Annotated in this window: 17 protein-coding genes and 1 pseudogene; 15 read left to right on the forward strand and 3 right to left on the reverse strand. The window is 66.6% G+C overall.

Translation table 11 applies throughout. From position 1 onward, the window contains the following. Positions 1-163 precede the first annotated feature (163 nt). The 5 genes from EV385_RS34800 (at position 164) to EV385_RS36030 (ending at position 7,261) form a co-directional block, all read left to right on the forward strand. Positions 164-4,870, forward strand: coding sequence for a putative Ig domain-containing protein (locus EV385_RS34800; protein WP_165449374.1), 4,707 nt, complete (start codon positions 164-166; stop codon positions 4,868-4,870). Between the two features lie 340 nt (positions 4,871-5,210). After that, positions 5,211-5,771, forward strand: coding sequence for a recombinase family protein (locus EV385_RS02830; protein WP_130508026.1), 561 nt, complete (start codon positions 5,211-5,213; stop codon positions 5,769-5,771). Positions 5,772-5,851: 80 nt separating this feature from the next. Next, positions 5,852-6,121 carry a hypothetical protein gene (locus EV385_RS02835; protein WP_130508027.1) on the forward strand — a complete coding sequence of 90 codons (270 nt, stop codon included), beginning with the start codon at positions 5,852-5,854 and terminating at the stop codon, positions 6,119-6,121. Beyond that, positions 6,103-6,483, forward strand: coding sequence for a hypothetical protein (locus tag EV385_RS02840; RefSeq protein ID WP_130508028.1), 381 nt, complete (start codon positions 6,103-6,105; stop codon positions 6,481-6,483). The genes EV385_RS02835 and EV385_RS02840 overlap by 19 nt, the downstream gene beginning before the upstream one ends. Positions 6,484-6,703: 220 nt before the next feature. Next, the gene (locus EV385_RS36030; RefSeq protein WP_130508029.1) at positions 6,704-7,261 is read left to right on the forward strand and encodes an endonuclease domain-containing protein; all 558 of its coding nucleotides are present in this window, start codon (positions 6,704-6,706) and stop codon (positions 7,259-7,261) included. A 13-nt stretch (positions 7,262-7,274) separates the two neighbouring features. Here the strand turns inward: EV385_RS36030 and EV385_RS02850 are convergent, their stop codons facing one another. Then, positions 7,275-7,691, reverse strand: coding sequence for a hypothetical protein (locus tag EV385_RS02850; protein WP_242624669.1), 417 nt, complete (start codon positions 7,689-7,691; stop codon positions 7,275-7,277). Positions 7,692-8,907: 1,216 nt separating this feature from the next. Here EV385_RS02850 and EV385_RS02855 point away from each other — a divergent pair. The 3 genes from EV385_RS02855 to EV385_RS02870 all read left to right on the forward strand — a co-directional run bounded on the left by EV385_RS02855 (position 8,908) and on the right by EV385_RS02870 (position 13,016). After that, positions 8,908-9,882, forward strand: a complete 975-nt coding sequence (locus tag EV385_RS02855; protein WP_130508030.1) for a hypothetical protein — start codon at positions 8,908-8,910, stop codon at positions 9,880-9,882. Positions 9,883-10,638: 756 nt separating this feature from the next. Then, positions 10,639-12,135, forward strand: a complete 1,497-nt coding sequence (locus EV385_RS02865) for a YopA family protein (protein WP_130508031.1) — start codon at positions 10,639-10,641, stop codon at positions 12,133-12,135. Between the two features lie 362 nt (positions 12,136-12,497). After that, on the forward strand, positions 12,498-13,016 hold the full coding sequence (locus tag EV385_RS02870) for a hypothetical protein (protein WP_130508032.1): 519 nt from the start codon (positions 12,498-12,500) through the stop codon (positions 13,014-13,016). 343 nt (positions 13,017-13,359) lie between these two features. On the opposite strand, the gene EV385_RS02875 is transcribed toward EV385_RS02870, so the two are convergent. Both EV385_RS02875 and EV385_RS02880 read right to left on the reverse strand, forming a co-directional pair. Beyond that, on the reverse strand, positions 13,360-13,929 hold the full coding sequence (locus EV385_RS02875; protein ID WP_130508033.1) for a cysteine hydrolase family protein: 570 nt from the start codon (positions 13,927-13,929) through the stop codon (positions 13,360-13,362). Positions 13,930-13,935: 6 nt separating this feature from the next. Further along, positions 13,936-15,105: a hypothetical protein gene (locus EV385_RS02880; protein WP_130508034.1), complete on the reverse strand. Its 1,170-nt coding sequence runs from the start codon at positions 15,103-15,105 to the stop codon at positions 13,936-13,938. 664 nt (positions 15,106-15,769) lie between these two features. Here EV385_RS02880 and EV385_RS02890 point away from each other — a divergent pair. The 7 genes and pseudogenes from EV385_RS02890 to EV385_RS02910 all read left to right on the forward strand — a co-directional run. Next, a pseudogene (locus EV385_RS02890) lies at positions 15,770-16,006 on the forward strand (DUF6284 family protein); the annotation flags it as partial. 128 nt (positions 16,007-16,134) lie between these two features. After that, positions 16,135-16,284 (forward strand): hypothetical protein, encoded by a 150-nt coding sequence (locus EV385_RS33725; RefSeq protein WP_165449375.1) that lies wholly within the window; start codon positions 16,135-16,137, stop codon positions 16,282-16,284. Continuing rightward, positions 16,284-17,018 (forward strand): DUF2637 domain-containing protein, encoded by a 735-nt coding sequence (locus EV385_RS02895; protein ID WP_130508035.1) that lies wholly within the window; start codon positions 16,284-16,286, stop codon positions 17,016-17,018. Before EV385_RS33725 ends, EV385_RS02895 begins: the two co-directional genes overlap by 1 nt. 13 nt (positions 17,019-17,031) lie before the next feature. After that, positions 17,032-17,196, forward strand: a complete 165-nt coding sequence (locus tag EV385_RS33730; RefSeq protein WP_165449376.1) for a hypothetical protein — start codon at positions 17,032-17,034, stop codon at positions 17,194-17,196. Positions 17,197-17,292: 96 nt separating this feature from the next. After that, a complete protein-coding gene (locus EV385_RS02900; protein WP_130508036.1) occupies positions 17,293-19,425 on the forward strand; it encodes a cell division protein FtsK in 2,133 nt (710 codons plus the stop codon). 135 nt (positions 19,426-19,560) lie between these two features. Then, positions 19,561-19,833, forward strand: coding sequence for a hypothetical protein (locus EV385_RS02905; protein WP_130508037.1), 273 nt, complete (start codon positions 19,561-19,563; stop codon positions 19,831-19,833). Beyond that, positions 19,833-20,117: a hypothetical protein gene (locus EV385_RS02910; protein ID WP_130508038.1), complete on the forward strand. Its 285-nt coding sequence runs from the start codon at positions 19,833-19,835 to the stop codon at positions 20,115-20,117. Before EV385_RS02905 ends, EV385_RS02910 begins: the two co-directional genes overlap by 1 nt. The last annotated feature ends 134 nt before the right edge of the window (positions 20,118-20,251 follow it).

Here is a 20,251-nt window from a genome sequence, read left to right on the forward strand (position 1 = left end):
ACACTATTCGCATGTACTGCCCGTAGCCGCCTCAACCGCACTCTCTTGCAGTCCACGACTGCAGGAGGCGTTCATGCCGGCTCGCACAGGCCACACCATCCTTGGCTCGGCAAGGGTCGCCTCGTTGGCGCCGCGCCGGCATCCGGCGGTGATCCTGTGGGTCGTGACGGCTCTGCTGGCCGGGTTCGTGGCGGCGCCGCCGGCGCATGCCAACACCGCTCCGGTCGTGGCCAATCCGGGCGGGCAGGCCAGCCCCACCAAGGTGGCGCTGAGCCTGACCAGCACCGTCGTCGGTGGCACCGCCCCGTACGCCTGGTCGGCGACCGGGCTGCCCGCCGGCCTGAGCATCAACACCAGCACCGGCACGATCACCGGCATCCCCACCAGGGTCGGCACGTACTCCAGCCAGGTCACCGTCACCGACGCGGCGGCCCTGTCCCACAGTGCGGTGTTCAGCTGGACCACGGGCGTGATCGTCACCAACCCCGGAACTGTCGGCACGGTCACCGGCACGGCGGCCAGACTCACCATGGCCGCGCGGGGCGGGACCGCCCCGTACGTGTGGTCGGCCACCGGCCTGCCGACCGGGCTCACCATCAGCCGAGCCGGTGTCATCTCCGGCACCGCCCGCACCGCGGGTACGTACACCGCGAAGGTGACCGCCACCGATGCGGCAAAGATCGCCGGCACAACGGCGTTCATCTGGAACGTCGGCGCCGCTCCCGTCGTGGTGAGCCCGGGCAACCAGCTCAGCCCCAGCAAGACGGCGCTGAGCTTGACCAGTACCGCCAAGGGTGGCACGGCCCCGTACGCCTGGTCCGCGACCGGCCTGCCCGCCGGCCTGAGCATCGACGCCACCACCGGCACGATCACCGGCACCCCCACGACGGCCGGCAGGTACTACACCAAGCTGACCGTCACCGACGCGCGGAGGATCCCGGGAAGTGTCTGGTTCGCCTGGACCACCGGGGTGGTCGTCGGGCCCGTGGCGACCCGCGCCAGCGTCACCGGCGTCGCGGTCACCGCGACCCACACCGCCACGGGGGGCACGGCCCCGTACCGGTGGGCGGCAACCGGACTGCCCGCCGGCCTGCGCATCAACCGCACCACTGGCACCGTCACCGGCACCCCTACTAAGGCCCGTACCTACTTCACGAGGATCACCGCCAAGGACGCCGCCAAGGTTGTTGGCCACGTCACCTTCACCTGGCATATCGGCCAGGCCCCGATCGTGAAGGACCCCGGCCCGCAGCACAGCAACACCGGCGTGGCCGTGTCGAAGACCCTCATCGCCACCGGCGGCACCGCACCGTACACGTGGTCAGCGACCGGCCTGCCGGCCGGGCTGGGTATCAACTCGACAAACGGAGTCATCAGCGGCATCCCGACCGCCGCCGGGTCGAGCACCGTGACGGTGACCGCCACCGATGCCAAGAAGATCTCCAGTGCCGCCCGCACGTTCACCTGGACGGTGAGTACGCCGTTGACCGTGCAGGACCCCGGCGCTCAGAACAGCACCACAGGCATGGCGGTCTCGCTCACCGCCATCGCCACCGGCGGCGCCACCCCGTACGCTTGGTCGGCTACCGGCCTGCCCGCCGGCCTGACGATCAACACGGTGACCGGTGCCATGACCGGTACCCCCACCACGGCCGGCACCTCCACCACGAAGATCACCGTGACCGATGCTGCTGGCGCCACGAACACGGCCACCTTCACCTGGACCGTCGCCAACCCGCTGACCCTGACCAACCCGGGCGATCAGCATGCCACCCTGGACACTCCGGTGTCGCTCACCGTCACCGCCACGGGCGGTACCGCCCCGTACGCCTGGTCGGCCGCCGGACTGCCCGCCGGCCTGACGATGAATACGACGACCGGTGCCATCACCGGCACCCCCACCACCGGCGGCAGCTACACCACCACGGTGACTGGCACCGACGCCGCCCTCCGAAGCACCACGACCACCTTCGGATGGACGGTCAGTGCCCCGCTCGCGGCGGTGAGCCCTGGCGCGCAGCAGGCCACCACCGGCGTCCCCACGTCGGTGACGGTCCACTCCACCGGCGGTACCGCCCCGTACGTGTGGTCGGCGACCGGCCTGCCCGCCGGCCTGGTCATCGACACCGGCACGGGCATCATCTCCGGTACGCCCACCACCGCCGGCGCCAGCACCGCGTCGGTCACGGTGACCGATGCCGCCCACCGCACCAGCAGCATCACCATCGCCTGGAACGTCGCCCTCGCGGCGCCGTCGCAGCTGTCGGCGCGGGCGGACGGGTCTCAGACGGTGCACCTGGCCTGGGTCGAGGCGCCCGGCGCGACCGGCTATTACGTCTACCGCGACGACGAGCTGGTCGCCAAGACCGGCACGTCGCCGGCGTTCATCGACCGGCAGCTCAACGGCGCCACCATCTACCACTACCAGATCAAGGCGGTCGATGCCGCCGCCCACGCCTCCGAGCTCAGCACCGCGGTGACCGCCACGACCGATGCGCTGCCGGCCGCGCCGGTCAATTACGCCCGCTGCGGCGCCGCCGACACCATGCCCGGCTGCGCCTACACCGCCACGGTGCCCGCCGACCCGGCGCACCCCGACACCGGCGGCACGTCGCTGACCGACGGTGTGCACGGCAAGACCACCGAACGCACCGCGTGGCAGGGCCGCAACAACGTCACCACCTACTCGTTCACCGTTGACCTCGGCGGGCAACGCCCGATCACCGAGATCAACAGCGGCTGGCTGCAGGACAAGGACGACTTCACCGTCCTGCCGGCCGGCATCACCTACCTGATCTCGGCCGACGGCGTCACCTTCACCGCGGCCGCCCACATCGACCGCCCGGCGGTCAGTGACGCCAACCAGGCCGTCACCTACCGCGCCGTCGGCCTGGCCGCCACCGCCCGCTACGTCAAGGTCGAAGTCGATGGCAGCGGCGTCTGGACCATGACCGACGAAATCGAGATCCGCGGCACCACCCCCGTCGGCGTCGCGGCGCCCACGGACGTCGTGGCGGAGCTGGACAGCGCCGGGGCGGTCAACGTGACCTGGCAGGACAACGGCGCCGCCGCGTATCAGGTATTCCGCGACGGTACGCTCATCGCGACCACGAGCCTGGCGACGCTGGTCGACCAGCCGTCCCCCGACACCGGCACGGCACCCGGCGTCCAGTCGCGGGCAGCCGTCGGCGCCCGGATAATCGACAACAGCGCCGGCTACAGCTACCAGGTCAGGGCACTCGGCCCGGACGGCGCCGTCTCCCAACCCAGCGCCAAAGCGACCACCATCCCGCAGGGCAGCAAGTTCCGGGTGCTGCAGCTCAACCTCTGCAACGGCGGTACAGCGGGCTGCTACGAGAACGGCAGAGCTGTCCGCGACGCCAAAGATATGATCCTCGACAATTATCCGGATGTGGTTCTGCTGCAGGAAATCTGCGACTCGGACATGCCGGTACTGGCCACCATGTTGGGCACCACGAACTACCGGTTCCAGGCCGTCAACGAGCGCGGCGCACCGATGAAATGCACCGAGAACAGGGGGAACTACGGCATCGGCATCATCGTGCGGCCGGAACACACTCCGACGGGGTGGTCCGACGGCCACTACCCTGAGTATCTCCAGCACGCCAACCCCGACTGGGAGCGGCGCGCCTACCTGTGCGGCAAATTCTCCGGATTCTCCGCCTGCACGACGCACCTGGTCAATGCCGACGAATATCTGGCCATGGACCAATGCAAGTACCTCACCGGATACGTCATGCCCGGAAAGAAGCAGCAAGGCTTGCCCATGATCATGGGCGGAGACCTTAACCTCTATTGGGCCGGACGCGACCGGGATGACCCGCGAAATGTGCAGCACTGCGTACCGAACGGATACACCCGCAAGGGCGACGACGACGTCCAGCACATCATGTGGACCGGGGAGTTCGGCTTCGACAGGGTCGAGAACCTCGACTGGCCCGGCGCGATCTGGGGCGAAGCCACCGACCACGACGGGTTCCTGGCCCACCTGACCTACTACGGCCGCTCAAGCGCGCCCAGCCCTGCCCCACCGGGTGGCGCCCCCGCGAAACCCGCGCCGTCGACAGGGCCGTTCCTCCCCAAGCTGTCCCCGGCCTCCTTCGTGCACGAACCCGGCTCCTTCTCCCACGCCGGAGCAAACGGTGTCGCAAAGATCCGGGGCAACGCCTACTACGCCCTCTACGACTCCATCGTGCGGTATGACCTGAACAGCAAAACAGAAACGGTGGTCGCCGAAGGATTCGACGCCTCCAGCAACTATCAGCCATGGGTTCGCGCGTCATACGGGAACACGATCTTCGTAACCGACCCCACCGGGGTGTATGCGGTCAACGTCGACAACGGCAGTAAGAAGCTCATCCTGGATACCACGGGCTACTCGTCGGTGAGCGTCGCGGGAAACCAGCTGTTCATCAATTACGGGGACACGATCTACCGGGTCGATCTGACCAGCGCCAGTTTGACTGTCCATGTGGTTGCAGTGCTTGACGTGCCGGTCATGGGAGATATCGCCGCCGACGCGAACTCCATCTGGGTGGCCACGTCATCGTTCGAACACGAGACCGGAGGCATGTATCTTCGACGCATCAATCGAGCGTCCGGCAGCATGACCACCGTGGCCACGCTGGACAGCCACGTGGCCCGGGGCTCGATCCGGTCGGTGGGACGGTACCTGTACGCAGCGGCATCCGACCCGTACTGGAATGAGAGTCGACTTGTTCGAATCAGCAAGTCGACCGGATCGGTCAAAGACATCGCGGGCGGCTTCCGCGGAATCTCAGGAATCGAATCCGACGGCGTCAGCGTCTACGTCGCCAGCCGAAACCTGTACAGAATCGACCAGCCATGACGGCGAACGAACCGGCGGCGTCGAACCGCCGTGGCTGCTCGCCACGTCCCGTGTCCTGACAACCGCCAGTTCTACTCGCTCGTCGAACGCGTGCCCCGCACAGCTCAGGCCAGCTGTGCGGGGGTGGTTCGTCGGTGAGCTTGAGAGCGCGTGTCGTCGGGGGCTGCCCCTCTTGGGGTTGACTCGGTGATCGGGATACCTTTCGCGCGTCGACGCCTACCGGCGCTGACGACCCACGCGCGAGGTACCCCGCTGCAACCAGCGCCCATAGACGGCGAGCCGAGCAGAGGACCGCAGACATCCGTGCAGACGACCTCGGAATCCGACAGAAGGCGGGACGATGCGCGTCGGCTACGTCAGGGTCAGCACCGTCGACCAGAACACTGTCCGGCAGCTCGACGGCATCGACGTCGAGCGCACCTTCACCGACAAGGCATCCGGCAAGGACACCGCTCGCCCGCAGCTCGACGAGCTGATCGCGTTCGTCCGCGACGGCGACACGGTGATCGTGCACTCGATGGACCGGCTCGCCCGCAACCTCGACGACCTGCGCCGCATGGTGCGCACGCTGACCGGCAAGGGCGTACGGGTGGAGTTCGTCAAGGAGACGCTCACCTTCACTGGCGAGGACTCCCCGATGGCCACCCTGCTGCTGTCCGTCATGGGTGCCTTCGCCGAGTTCGAACGCGCCCTGATCCTCGAACGCCAACGCGAGGGCATCGCCGCCGCCAAGCAACGCGGCGTGTACACCGGGCGCAGGCCGGCGCTGACCGCCGCGCAAGCGCTGCAGCTACGTGAGCGCGCCGCCGCCGGCGAGCGGAAGTCCGCACTGGCCAGGGAGTTCGGCATCAGCCGCGAGACCGTGTACAGCTACCTACGCCCCGCCCGGGTCAAGGACTGACCGATCACGTCACCGGCGCTGGCAGACGTCGGGAACGGCGCGTAGTTCATTTCGTAGTACAATGATCGGGTGCCCTACGAATGGCTGTCGACCGCGTTCGCCGTGCTGCTCGCCCGGGCATCGAGCCGTACGAGGTGCTGCAAGTGCTCTACGGCGGGCACCGGCGCCCAGTCCTGGTCCGCCACCCGCACGGGGTGGTGCTGCTCAGCATCTGGGGTCGCACCCAGGCTGGCCGACTGCTGATCGTCACCGTGCGCCCGGTCGGCGGCTTCGACAGCCAGATCGTGGGCGCCCGGGACCTGACCAGCGACGAGCGGGAGGAGTTCGAGTCATGGGAGAACAGCCGATGAGCGACAGCGAGTTCCATGCCGTGCTCGGCCAGCGCGACGTGCGGGACATGAACGCCGAACAGATCGGCGAGCTACTCGACAACCTCACCGTCGTGCCCACCACGGCGGCGCAGCAGGCCGAGCTGGAGGCCCTGCTGCCGCCGCCCGGCGAACCGGACGCCCCGCTGAACGTGGTCCGCTCGCTACGCCTGCCGCAAGAGCTGAACCAACGCCTGGACGACGCCGCCGCAGCCCAGGGGATCCCAGCGTCGGTGTTCATCCGCCGGGCGATCGAGTCCGCCATCGCCGGAACCACCACCAACCTGGTCAGCCTGGACGACGTCCTGCGCGCCATTCAGTCGGTGCCCAAAGCCGCCGCCTGACAGGCACTTAAGCCTCAGGTTCTCATCGCCCTACCAGGGGTCGCAACTTATACGCAACCTGGCAGCGTGTCAGTCCGTACTGGTTCTCATCGCCCCTACCAGGGGTCGCAACGTGCGCGACTTGCGGGCCACCCGCCGCCCCAATCGGCCCGGACCTGACTCGGCGCCGTGACCCCATACCGTGCCGCCCGGCCCCAGTCCCAAGGCCATAATGTTCCATATGGGAGTTTCGCCGGAGGGCCGGTTCATCATCGAGTGGGAATCGCTCTACTGTCTGGAGGGCTGCTCCACCGTCCTTCCGGTGCAGGCCATCGATCGACACAACATCACCGACGCCCGATACCGCCAGATGTTGCACGCGCAGGACGGCGTCTGCGCGATCTGCGCCAAGCCGGCCTGGAGGAACGGCGAGATCGCGCCCTTGGTCATCGACCACGACCACGTCTGCTGTCCGACTGAGCGCCGCGTCTGCGGGCGCTGCACCCGGGGACTGCTCTGTCCTGGCTGCAACGGCTCGCTCGGCGAGCTGGAGCTGAAGGGTCCGTCCGCGTATCGCCGGGAGTCATGGACGACCGCCGCCCTAGCCTATCTCCGCGAGGTCGGTTGCGACTTCGACTTGCCACACCGACGCGCATGGTTCGCCCAGGAGCTGCAACGACGCCGGTCCAGCAGGACGGACTCCGTAGTCCAGCACCGACGGGTTGGAAATGCAGCCCTTCCGGCCAGTAGCCGGCGCGCAGAGCCGCGGCCGAGCCTTAAACCCGGCAATTCCGCCTAGCTCCGGACTCGCCCTACCCGCGGGCCGTCAGGCGAACGTGCCGGCGAACAACGTCGCCCGGGGCGACGAGTGTCGTATCGCCTACCTCGATCCAGTGACGCCAGTACGCGGCGCCACCGTGGTTCTCGCCCAAGCATGAGCAGGTGCAGTCGTCGCCGCGAGCATCGCGGCATCGGGTATCGCAGCGCTCGGCTTGCCGAAAGTCGAGGAGGATGTCGACGTAGCCGAAGCGCTCGGCCAGACCCTCTACCAGGTGCCGGAAATGCGATCGGGCGACAGCCCATACTCCGCCGCCTCGATGTTCCGGGCGGATCTGGCTGCCGAGCCGCTGATGCAACCACCGCCGGTTGCTGCCACCGTCGTACGGCATCATCGTCAAGATGCGGCCCGCTATCGGCCGATGCACCCACGGCGGCGGGTAACCAATCATGTGTCCACAGAATCACGTTCACCAGGGCGGCGTGCGTCCCTGGTCGTCGCCGGCCCCTGCCCCGATTGGGGTGATCCCGATCGACGACGCCTGGTAGGCCCTACGGAACTTCGCGCACCAAGGGTGATCTTGAAATGGTCGGGCTTCACGATCGGCCTAGGCCTACCGAGGCGAGCCCCTGCCGACAACCGCCGCACCCACCCGAACTTCGTCATCGCGCCAGCCAGAGACTCCGACCCTCGTACGGTCGTTGACCTCGCCATGAGCCAGCGGTGTGCGGGGCGACGGCGGCCGTGGCAGGGCTTGCGGTGGTGGGCATGATCGCCGAGGCGGAGGCGGAGGGGAGGGTCGGCGCGGCGATTACGCCGATGACCGGCGGCGGCCCGATCCCCTGCGGTGTCGATGTAGCCGACGATCTTGGCCAACAGCTCGCCCCGGTCGTTCGCCGCCGGCCAGGCGTCGCGCAGTGGGCCCACCCGACAAACCGTTCGCGCATGCGCGAACTGGGTAGCGATGACGACGCGCGACCGCCAAGGGCCGTGCGACCCCACCACGTTACTGATGAACCTGGCTGTCGCCTGCATTAGTGGGGGGTTTTCGGGGGGCGGTTCAATACAACATAGATATACATCAGGCTCTGACCGGCATTTCCGCTGTTCAGAGCCTAAGTGTGGTCGGGCTGACAGGATTTGAACCTGCGACCCCTTGACCCCCAGGCCGTTGGGGTAGGCATTTCCGCACGTCAAGCCCGATGCGACCCGTTCGGGTGCGCGTGACCTCACGCAGGTCGCGCGTGGTCGCGCACGACGTGTGGTCCCCAAATGGTCCCCACCGGTCCCCGCCGTCCTCACTCGCCGGATGGGGACACCTCTCCCGGGGCTGTCCCCGCCGTTTCCGCAGTTCACGGCCTGTCTAGGGACAGCAGGGACAGCAGGGACAGCAGGGACACCAGGCGACGTGTTCGTTTGACGGCTGGGCGGGAGTACTGGCATCCCTTGGGCAGTCCGACCCAGTTCGGTCGCACAGCGGGCTAGCGCGACCGTGCCAAGGCTGGATGTATCCGAAGAGCCGATCCTCTGGTCACGGCCCTTCGGCACCATGAAGGGCTGCCGATGAGAGTTGCGGTAACGGGGAACCGGGAGACGGTCGTGCGCGTCATACCGCCTCGGGAACGCCGAGGGTATGAGGTGGGTGGGGCATGCATCGCGTACGACCGGTGATCGCCATGCTTGTGGCGGTACTGCTCTCCGCGTCTGGATCGCAGACGCCGATAGCGGGCGAAGAGCCGGTGACGGTGCAGCTCGTGGAGCCGGACCGCAAGCCCGCTCTGCCGGCCGGATGGCGGTGGGAGTCCTACGGCGGTGTCGAGGTGGGTATCCCCGGCGAATGGGGCTGGGGCGATTCCGGCCTGCGCCTGGACGCCTGGTGCGTCGGTTCGGCGGGCAACCGGCCGCCCGTCGTCGCCCGGCCCGGCGGGGCCACACCAGCGATCGCCTGCGGTGGTGACGGGACGCGGATCGCCGATACCGGATGGGTCGTCGGCCTTGGTCATGCCTTGCAGGTGTCCGATGGTGTCGAGCGCGTGGGAGACCGTACTACGGTGCGGTTGGCCGGAGTGGAAGTCGTCGTGCAGGCTCCGTGGGGTTTGCGCGAGCAAATCGCCGCCACGGTTCATCGAGTAGACGTCGACGACTTCGGCTGTCCCACCACCAACCCGATCAGCATGCAACCCGCCTTGCGTCCGGCACGGCCGGTTGATCTCGCCACGCTGCGCAACGTGAGTTCCGTCTCGGCCTGCAAGTACGAGCTCCGCCAGGGCTACGACACGGCGCAGCAACGCCCTTGGCTAGTTTCCAGCCTGCACCTGGACGGCGCCGCGGCTGAGCGCGCGATCCGGCAGATCGCGCAAGCACCGGTCGGTGGGGGTCCCGACCAGCCCGATCTCGCCTTGCCGGAGGCGGCCTACGGTGATGACGCCATCGTGCTGCGGGTGCGTTCCCGGGTCGGGCTGACGGAGGTCATGCTGCGGTATTCCGGGTGCGATCACAACGGATTCGACGACGGCATAAACGTCCGACGGCTGACCGCGGCTTCGGTGGCGCCGTTCATCGCCGGCCCGAACACCGTGCTCATGTTTGCCGGGCCTGACGAGAAGATCGCGATGCTGTCCAGCCCGCACCCCAGCGATTGAGGAAAGCAACAACGGTTCCCCGGTACCGCCACGTTCACGGCTGTACCGGGGATTCGTCATACCCGTTCGCGACTGCCGCAGGGCTGGAACCCCGGCGCCAAGGCGACAGCTGGCGGCGCAGGGACGGTCCTCGGCCCGGCCCTGCTGGGCGGCGCGACCGGCCCGCGAAGCGGGCCAGTTAACCCCGTACAGAACGCAGCACTAGACCGCACGACCCCCAGGCCGTTGGGGTAGACGTTTCCGCACGTCAAACGCGATGCGCAGTGTTGGCACGCGTGGCAAGGGTGCAGGTCCATGCACTGGCGTGCATGCCGTGTGGTCCCCAAATGGTCCCCAACCGGTTCCTCCCGGTCGCGCTTGCAGGAGGGACACCCCCACACTCTCCCGCCCCTGGCGTTTGCGCAGGTCAGGACACATCGAGGGACACCAGGGACACCCAAACTGCTAAGGGGGCACTCGGCCAAGATCGCTGAACTGCGACTCGCTGGGCGAACCACACCATCCCCTGGGCCAAGTCAGCGGGGCTTCGGGAAGTCGCTCCGGATGGTGATCTGGTAGGTCCGCTGTCGGCTGACCCCGCCTTGGTGGATCTCGGCCCGGTCGCAGCGCCAGCAACCCCGACGAAGTCCCGGCTGACGAGGTGTAGACGTTCGTAGGTCGGTGAACCAGCGTGGCCACACATGTTGTGCGTAAACGCGCCCAAGACGCCATAAGGTTGGGGAAGCAACCGATCCACGCCGACCAACGGAGCGCAGCATGACGGTTGAGCAGTCGCCGGACGGGTCTCGGAGACTTGGGGTCTTCTATGACGACGATGGTCAGCGTCGTGTGGAACAAGTAGTAACCTTAGACAACGGCCAGACTGCGCGGATAGTTCACCGCCATCCTGACGTTCTTTCCCACCCATATTTCGTTGAAGGCATCGATTCGGAAATATGCCTCCACCAAGGTCAGTTTATCCCTTCAGATGACACCAGCCCTGATCCGCTAGATGGTGACGTGCGATTCATGTGGATTCCAACTCCACATATTCTTGCCCGTGGCAGCCGGGCGACTAGAATCGAAGACTTTGACGAGTTCGGCAAGAGTCCTGTAACAACCTCTATCTGGACAGACAAACCAGAGCTTTCAGAGCCCAGCGGTTCCTTTCGCATCTCGGATGCCAGTTCAAGGCCGATCACTGAGCCGCCTAGCAATTCTGCGCGGTTTGAATTTTCGTCGCGGCCTCAGGAAGTTGGTAGCGGCCCGGTGGATCGCATCCGGTTCCTAATTCCGAACGGATGGGACTCGCACGATGGACATTACGTTACCAGCCCGGACAATCTTGCCTATTCTTGGCCCGGCCGACTCCGTGCGGTGGCGGGCGATTGGTCGGTAACAATCGACGTCACAAAACAGGCTGGCCAGAGTGAGTTCCGGAAGCGGCTAAAGGCGTCTGGCGGGAGGGCGATTACTCACCTTGGCGAGCTGCATCGAGTTGATGGAGCGGAATTTTCGACAGCCGAGGCGCAACCTCATTTGGAATCAATTAGGCTCTTGCTCAACCTCATAGCAGGCAGACGGGTCAATCTGATTCTTCCCGTAGGATCGAAGGACGAGGCTGATATCTGGGCGTACTGGGCAGCTCCACCGGTAGACCAGATGGCGAATGTGGATTCGTGGATCGATGCCACGATCGCGTGCAAACAGATCAGCGAATTTCTCGAAAGCGGTTTGGCTTACTGCGCGAATTCAGCAAATCAAAATGTAATTAAGTACGCAACTTCCTACTACGTAAGCGCCAATGCGGACGTCGACGTTGAACCTGCCATTGGACTTGCGATTTCAGGTTTGCAACTGCTAGCACATCACCGGCTCGTTAACGAACGCAATGCATACGCAACCTCGAAAGCGTTCGAAGAATCCGGAAATACGGAGAAGCAGGTCCGTGAGCTACTGACGGATTGTAAGATCAACCTTGACATTCCGCAGCACTTCCCCTACCTCACCCAGGAAGCTGCCCAGATGCCCACCCAGACAGGAATAGGTCGGGATGGAATCGGGGCCGCGATTTACCTTAGAAACAAGATAATCCATCCGACAAAGAGTCTTCCGAGTAACTGGAGTATGTACGCGTGGGCCGAGGCCAGCATCTTGGTGCGCCACTACTTTCGCTTGTCACTCTTGAATATTCTCGGTTACAAAGGGCAGCACAGATCTTCTGTCTCGCCTGATCGCTGGGTGGGCGCCGTCGAGCCCGTTCCGTGGGTCTAGAGGTGGGTTGAGGGATACGCCCAGCCCTTCCTGTCCCGGTCGTTACTGCAGGCCAGGCTGTTCGAGGGACATCAGGGACGCCAGAAACACTCGGCCGGGCTGCGGCCCACCTCCCGAAGTAGCACCTCATACGGGGTCTGGGATCCGATCCCACCGGGGGGCAGCTCCTCCCCGGCCCGGCTCAGCCGCCGACGCATCACGAACGCCCATGGCCTCGGGATCTAAAGCGCCCGTTCCGCCGTACGGCTGGCCCGACGTCTCGCGCGTGAGTTTCACCCTGGAACTCCTCCAGCAAGATGCCGCGCAAAGACACGGCCCTTGTGTCAGCGGCTTTCGCATCCATTCGCCCTAAGATTGGAAGAATGAGCAACAGCATTCCGTGGTGGGGCGTTCCGATAGTGGCTGGCTTATTCGCACTAGCGGGCGTGTTTGTGAGTCAGCTCTTCACATACAGAATCGAAAAGGTTAGGACCCATCGCGAAGAACAGAAATGGTGGCGCGAGGAGAAACAAAAGACATATTTGCGATTCCTCTCGGCCACTAAGCAGCTTGAGCAGCAAATAATCAAGAAGCAGGACGGCGATAAATTCGATTCTCGTGGCTGGGGGGAAGACACCAAGGAGCTACTAAGGAGTGTGATGGAAGTCTTCGACGAGGTCAATTTCATATCAACAGACGACGTCTGCGATGCCGCCACAAGCTGCCTTGCAACTACCGAGCTGTTCGCAACTACTTGGGCAAGAGAGACTGATCGAGAAACGATGAAAGAAGTACGGCGCCGGTTCCAAGCGGCACGAAAGATGTTCATGATGAAAGCTCGGATGGAGCTTGGGCTTGAACCGGAGCTTTCGCAGGAGGTCCAGCGAATAGTGTCAAAATGAGGCCGAAAGGAATCAATATTCCATCGAGGAGGCGGAAGGCGTGAGGAGAACTCTCCTCATAGCCGTGGTCAATCCGATCGAATTCATGGAATCGGAATGCCGGTGGCTGGAGGCAACCGGTCGGCGGAGGGAACGTCCGGCCTGGGAATCCCGGCAGGCTAACCACCGCACTTACGACACCTTCGCCCCCAGGGGCCGAACGCGTCAATCGGAGTACGGCACGATGTCGAACTCCAGTCGACGCTTCTATGGTCGAGGGACAGCAGGACAACGGGGGACGGCCAGGGATCGGCCTGGCCTGACCTCAGCGATTCGTGTTGCACCCTCTCAGCCTGAGGCGCGGTCAGGTAGTGTCGGGGACCGATGCGGCTTCGCCACCCGGCTGGCGAACCTCGGCCACCTTAATTACCTGCCCCGGGCCGATGAACCGACGCGCGACCAGGAGCCCAGCTTCGTGCGCAGCCGGACCGGCATGGCTAGCTGACGCATCCTCGATAAGCCACGGCGTGAGGTCGCGCTCGAATGCATCGACAGCAGTTTTCAGGACACAGCTCTCGGTGGCGATTCCGCAAGCGTAGACGTCGGTCCAGCCGTGAGATCTCACAAGGTCATCGAACTCCGGTGTAAAAGCGCTGTAGATTCGCTTGTCCACGATCGCGGTCGCCTTTTCAGCGTACGGCTTCAGAGCCTCGACGATGTCGACCTCGGGGGATGATTGCAACTGACGCCATCCAAAGAATCGTTCAAACGGACTGCCCGGATAGTTGAAGTATCGGGTGAATACCGTGTCCGCGCCCGCTGCTTGCCAGCGGGTGACGAGGTCGACGAGAACAGGTACGGCGTGTGCGGACTGCTCTCTGACGAATCCATTTTGCACGTCGACAAGAACGAGAACCGGCTTTGTGGCGGGCATCTTGCGTCAACCCCTGTCCGTATCGCGGAGGCTTTCGATGGCGTGCTCTAGCTTGGGCAAGAGGTCACTTGTCCTGAGAATCGCCTTCCGCATCATCTGGTGCTGACCGGTTTCAAGTGCTCTTGATGTCGTCAAGCGTGACCGAATGCCACGAAGGTATCGCCATCCATATTCATCGGCAACGCTAGGGTCGCGACCCTGCTCTGTCTGCCTGTTGATGGCGTCCGTATACGCCCAAGCGGACTGCGTGGCCAGCTCGCACGCCACCAACTCGGACTCAGTCAGCGAACGTTCAGGGGCAAGCGGGTGGTAGACCACGCCGGACCATGATGCATACGCAGCCGAGATGCCCCGCAGGCCGAACGACTCAATGCCTGCGTGATCGTAGTCCTCGGCGAGTAGAGACTGTTCGATCAGCTCCGCATGTGCAAGATGACTGTCGTCGATTGGTCGGTCACGATGCAGCAAGACGGCTGGAGTCGAGAGAATGCGGAGTGCCGCGTCGAGCGTCCCAGCTGACCACGCTGGGGCGGTTAGCCAATGGGCGCCGAAGACGTAGATGGACTCAGCGTCGACGGGTCCGACATCGGTCGCCAGTTCCTCGGCTGCCCAAGCGCTGTTACCGCTGTACGAAACCCTTCTCCAGGCCGCGAACGCGGCGAGTGAGCCCAGCTCTACGTCCTCGATCAGGTGGAATATCGCGACGCCACAAGGCCAGACAAAGAGTTCGCATTGACCCTCGGGATGCTCGACGGACCCGCTGTCGCAGTCGGACCATTGACCGGCCGCCGGCTCCAGGCGGCGCTGCTCGCGTAAGTGCGCGGCTCCGGTAGGCCCGATATACGCAGGTACGAACTTGTGCGACCTGAGCGAGAATCGGGGCCGGTCGGAATCGTCGTGGTGGCTCACCTCGCCGAATAGGTCGTGCGGTGTCGATCGGTACGCGAGGCAGTACAGGCGCCGATAGATCGGATCGGTGACGGCCACCCGCCCCGTCTCATGGCGGTACATCGCCTTCTCGATCGCCGGAACAGTGGGCGTGTCCTTGATCCCGTGCTCACACCCGAGTCGGTGCAGCTCCCTGGCAGCTCGCTTGCGCGAGTCCCACCCGGCCGCCTGGCGCTGGTTGACCAGCACCAGGTTCGGTTTCAAGGAATGCCGAACGTCAATGGACATGACCCGTGTCCTCTGTGTCCACGCGTGGGGTCTGCACGTGGCGCCTCATGTCAGGCAGTCTCGATTGCAGACAACAACAACGCCAGAGGAAGGAGCGACCGACATGGAACCCATCACGAAGCCGACCCGCCGCGCCGGGGCCGCTCCGCCTGCCACTGCTGAATGGCTCTGGGTCGCCACACGGGTGACCGCCCAAAGTTGCGATCCGGCGCGGGCGCCTGGCCCCGCGACACGTATGACGCCCACGTAGCACGACCGATCGGCGCACCGACCGACTGCAGGTACGCCAGGACGTGCTCAGTGCTCCACCAATCGGTGGGTAGATCCACAGTCTCAGCCATCTCTACAAGCCTACGCGGTACCGACGCTTGCGTGAATACAACGTCGCGTTGTAGCGTGCTATACAACGCCAAGTTGTATAGCAGCAAGGACAGCGGCCAGGAGGACGGGTACGGCGGCACGGGTTGCCGCGCGCCACGACACCGCTGGATCCGGCCGTTCTTTGACAACTGCATTCAGTGGGTCGCGCCTCCCCGTAGCAACCGCCGAAAAGGTCGCCGTGCACGGCTCAGGTCCGTGCATCTGTCCCTGTTCCTACTGGTCGGCGCGGCTGTAGCCGCATCCTGCTGCCGCCGCGCCGACCTCCCACCGTGGAGAAGTCACCGTGAGGAAGCACCGTCGTACCACCGATGAACCCACCCGCGCCGAGCTGGCCGCCATCGAGGACGAGTGGCCGCTGATCGAGGCGGAACTTGACCTGGTGAACGCCGAGATCGCCAACATCTACGCCGCCGACCGTGGCGGGCCGACTGAGCTGGATTGGCGTCGGTTGCGCCGCGCCGAGGCCCGCGTGACCCGCGTCGCCGCCGAGCTGGCCGCGCGTCCTGCCGTCCGGCGCAAGGCGCGGGCCAAGCAGGTGCCGCGCGTCGATGCTCTGTCCGCCCCCGATCTGGCCAGGATCGATGCCGAGTGGCCGCTGTTCGCCGCTGAACTGGACGTACCTCCCACCGCTCGCCGGGCGGTGGCGTGATGAACGCCCGGAAGCTGCTCGGCGGCGCCCTGGTCGCGTTCGGCCTGTTCTTCGCCATCACTAACCCCGGCCACGCCGCCGACATCGTCCACACGATCGCGTCGGGAATCAGCGCGTTCGCATCCGCTCTGGCCAGTGGAGGTCACTGATGCGCAAGCCCGCTGTGTCTGGCCGGGTCTGGGCCTACATCGGCGCCCTGCTCGGCGGGATCGTGTCGATCGCCGCGAACGTCGCCCACTCCTACGTCCCCCCGCCCGACGCCCCGCCCGACTGGTCGCCGCAGGGCGGCGCCGTGGTCGGCGCGATCTTCTGGCCGGTCGCCCTGTTCGTCGCCGTGGAGATCCTGGCCCGGACCGCCTGGCCGACCGGGCGTCGCTGGTCGCTGCTGCGGTTCGGCGGTCTGGTCCCGGTCGCCGGGGTCGCCGCGTTCGTCTCCTACAAGCACCTGTCCGGCCTGCTCGCCTTCTACGGCGAAGACGGCCTCACCGCCACCCTCGGCCCCCTCGCCGTCGACGGCCTCATGGTCATGGCAACCGGCGCCCTACTCGCCACCGCCCGCCGCACCACCGCCGCCGACCCGGAACCCGTGACGGTCCCCGCCGCTGTCACCGTGACGGCACCCGCCCCGACACCCGATCCGGCCGCCCACGTCACGAAGCCCGTCAAGGCGGCCCCCGCAAAGCGAGTCACGCGCAAGCCTGCGTCGGCCGAGAAGGTCGCCCGCGCTGCCGCCAAGATGCCCGGCGCGTCGGTCGCCGCGATCGCTGCCAAAGCCGGGGTGTCGGAGTCGACCGCCCGCCGCCACATGCCCGCCCCGCCGGTCGCCGTGACGTCACCAATTGCCCCGGTTCCTGCGGAAACACCCACCCTCACCGCCGCCTGAAAGGACCCCCGCCATGCGTCACCTCTGGCACCTGTTCAACGCCGCCATGCTGCTCAACGTCGTCCTGTGGTTGCTCGCCGACACCACCGCGAGCAAGTGGCTGCACGGCATCGCCGCGATCGCGTTCGGCGTCGCCGTCCTGGCGACCCGCCCGAAGCAGCCGCCCACCCTGCACTGACGCCGCCCGGCGGCACGGCCCCACGCCTGCCAGCTATGTGCCGTGCCGCCGGTCACCACCCGCACAAGCCCTTACGAACTTGCAGGAGAGAACCTGATGGTCTCGCAGAACCCTAACCCTGATGAGAACTTCGACTGGACCGCCGCCGAGCACGACATGAGCGCCGAGGTCGTGGACCTCGACGCCGCCCGCACCACCCGCCGCCCCGAGACGCATTTCGAGGTGACGCTCGATGAGCAGCCGCAGCGCGGCGGCCAGCCCGTCGACCCGCCCCCGGTAGACGCCTCGGGGCTGCGGCCGATTGTGCCGGCCAACTGGCGCGGCTGGGTCAACATCCGGCACAGCCTCGCCGACCTCGCCACGCTGACCGGCTACCGGGCCGCGTTCCACGTGGTCCGTGCGCCCTGGTATCTGCTGCTCACCGTGTTCTGGTCGCTGGTTGGCGTGTTCCGGCTCGCGAACCGGCAACTGCGCTGGTGGTGGGTGGCCGAACAGTACGGCCTCCGGCAGGGCGCCGCCGACGCCAACGACCCGGCGATGTGGCTCAAGCTGCACCGCGAGGTGAAGTCCACCCGCTCCTGGCGCGGCTTCATCCTGGTCGCCGAGCTGCTTACCCTGGCCATCGGCGGGCCGATCGTCTACGCCCTGGCGCCCGCCTGGGTGCTGGCTCTCGCTGGCGCCCTGGCCGTCGCGTACCTCGCCCACATCGGGCGGCCCGAGGACCGGCGGATCATCACCCCCGCCACCGTCTCGGGGCGGTTCCGGCGGGTCAACCCGGACATCATCCTCCGCGCCTACTACGCCGCCGGGCTCGGCCACCCGGACAAGGCGCACCAGCAGATCGCGTTCGGGTCGACCATGGCCCGCGACCCGTCGGGTACCGGGTCGCAGGTGTCGATCGACCTGCCGTACGGCAAGACGTTCGACGACGCGGTGAAGGCCCGCGGTGCCATCGCCTCCGGCTTGGACGTGGCGATGTCGCAGGTGTTCATCACCCGCGACCCGTCCTCGCACCGTCGTCACGTGCTGTGGGTGGCCGACCGGGATCCGCTCGCGCAGGGTGCGGGTCGGACGCCGCTGCTGCGGTGCAAGCCCACCGACATCTGGCAGCCTGCCCCGTTCGGCCTGGACGAACGCGGCAACAAGGTGTGCGTTGACCTGCTGTGGAACAGCATCCTGATCGGCGCGCAGCCGAGGCAGGGCAAGACGTTCGCGGCCCGGCTGCTCGCCCTGTACGCCGCGCTGGATCCGTACGTGAAGCTCACCGTCTTGGACGGTGGGGGTAAGCCGGACTGGCGCAAGTTCGCCCTGGTCGCGGACCGGTGCGCGTTCGGGCTGGCGATGACCCGCGACGGCGACCCGGCCGAGATCGTCCTGGAAGCGCTGCGGGAGATCAAGGCCGATGTGCAGGACCGGTACGAGCGGCTGTCCAAGCTGCCCGTGGACGTGTGCCCGGAGGGCAAGCTGACCCGGGAGATCGCCCGGGATCCGAAGTACCGGATGCCGGTGCGGCTGGTGTTCCTGGACGAGTTCCAGGAGTACTTCGACCTGGGCGACATCAGCAAGGAGATCGCGAGCCTGTTGGTATACCTCGTGAAGGTCGCCCCGGCGGCCGGGGTCGGGTTCGTCGACGCCACGCAGCGGCCCAGTGGGATCGGGTCGGGGCAGGTCGCGCAGCAGTTCGTGTCCTTCCGCGACAACCACCAGGTCCGGTTTTCCCTGCGTACCGGGTCGTGGCAGGTGTCCGACCTGGTGATGGGCTCCGGCGCCTACAGCGAAGGACACGACAGCTCGACGCTGCTGCCGTCCTACAAGGGCGTCGGGATCCTGCGCGGCGCCTCCGACCACACCCCCACCGTCCGCACCTACCTGGCCGATGCCGACGACGCGGAGAAGATCCTCATCGCCGCGCGGAAGCTGCGCGAGGCCGCCGGAACCCTGACCGGCATGGCAGCGGGGGAGGACATCGCCCGCGAGGCCCGCGACGTGCTCGCCGACGTCCGCAGTGTGATCGAGCGCGGCGAGTCGGGCGCGCAGTGGGAAGAGATCGCCGCCCGGCTCGCCGGACGGCTGCCCGAGGCGTACGCGGACATCACGGCTGAGTCGATCTCGGCTCAGGTCAGGGCGTTCGGTGTACGCAGCGTAGATGTCAAGCGCGCCGGGAAGGCGCTGAAGGGCGCCAAGACCGACGACATCGACGCCGCGATCCGCCGCCGCAACGCCGCCTGACAGGTCGCGGCCCACCCGCGACCGGTCGCGTCACCGCGACCCGACCCGCGACCGCCCTGGTCAGCACAGACATCGGACGGTCGCGGGTCGCGCCGCCACCCCTCCATGCCTGAAACCGCCCCGGGAGGCTCCTCCATGTCTGCGCTCGCCGCGACCGCAACCCCCGAAACCACCCTCACCGGCCTACTCCTGCTCACCCTCGCCGTGACCACGCTCGGTTACGGACTCGGGTGCTGGCTCTACCCGTTCGGCGCCTGCCGCCGCTGCCACGGCACCGGCAAACGCCGTAGCCCGTTCGGCCGCGCATTCGGCCTGTGCCGCCGCTGCCACGGCGACGGCCGCCGCCTGCGGATCGGCCGCCGCATCATCAACGCCCTGCGCGAACTGCACGACAAGGGCACCCGCTGATGGGCCGCCACGCTCGGGGCGCCCACACCGGATGGTGCGCCGCCGATCACCGCTGCAACCTCACCGAACACCGCTCCGACGACCTGGTCGTCACCCTGCCCGGCTTCGGGCGGGCCGTGCTCACCCGGGTCCGCGACGAGCGCGGACGCGAGTACGGCGAACTCCGCGCCCGCATCGCCCTCGACGGCGACGAGTACACCGCCCGCGTGCAGCTCCGCACCGCCCTGACCGACCTGCGCGCCCTGCTGTCGCGGGCCGCCGAGTACACCCGGAGGGCCGCCTGATGCCGAACCACATCGTCCAGCAGTCCCGCCGCGAGCCCCGGTCCGCCGAGGACTTCACCCTCGGCTGCGGCCAACCGCCTGCGGGCGTGACCAACGGCCGCGTCTGCGCCGGTACCGGCGCCGAGCTCATTTGC

It is taken from the genome of Krasilnikovia cinnamomea (genome assembly GCF_004217545.1).
Lineage (GTDB): Bacteria > Actinomycetota > Actinomycetes > Mycobacteriales > Micromonosporaceae > Actinoplanes > Actinoplanes cinnamomeus.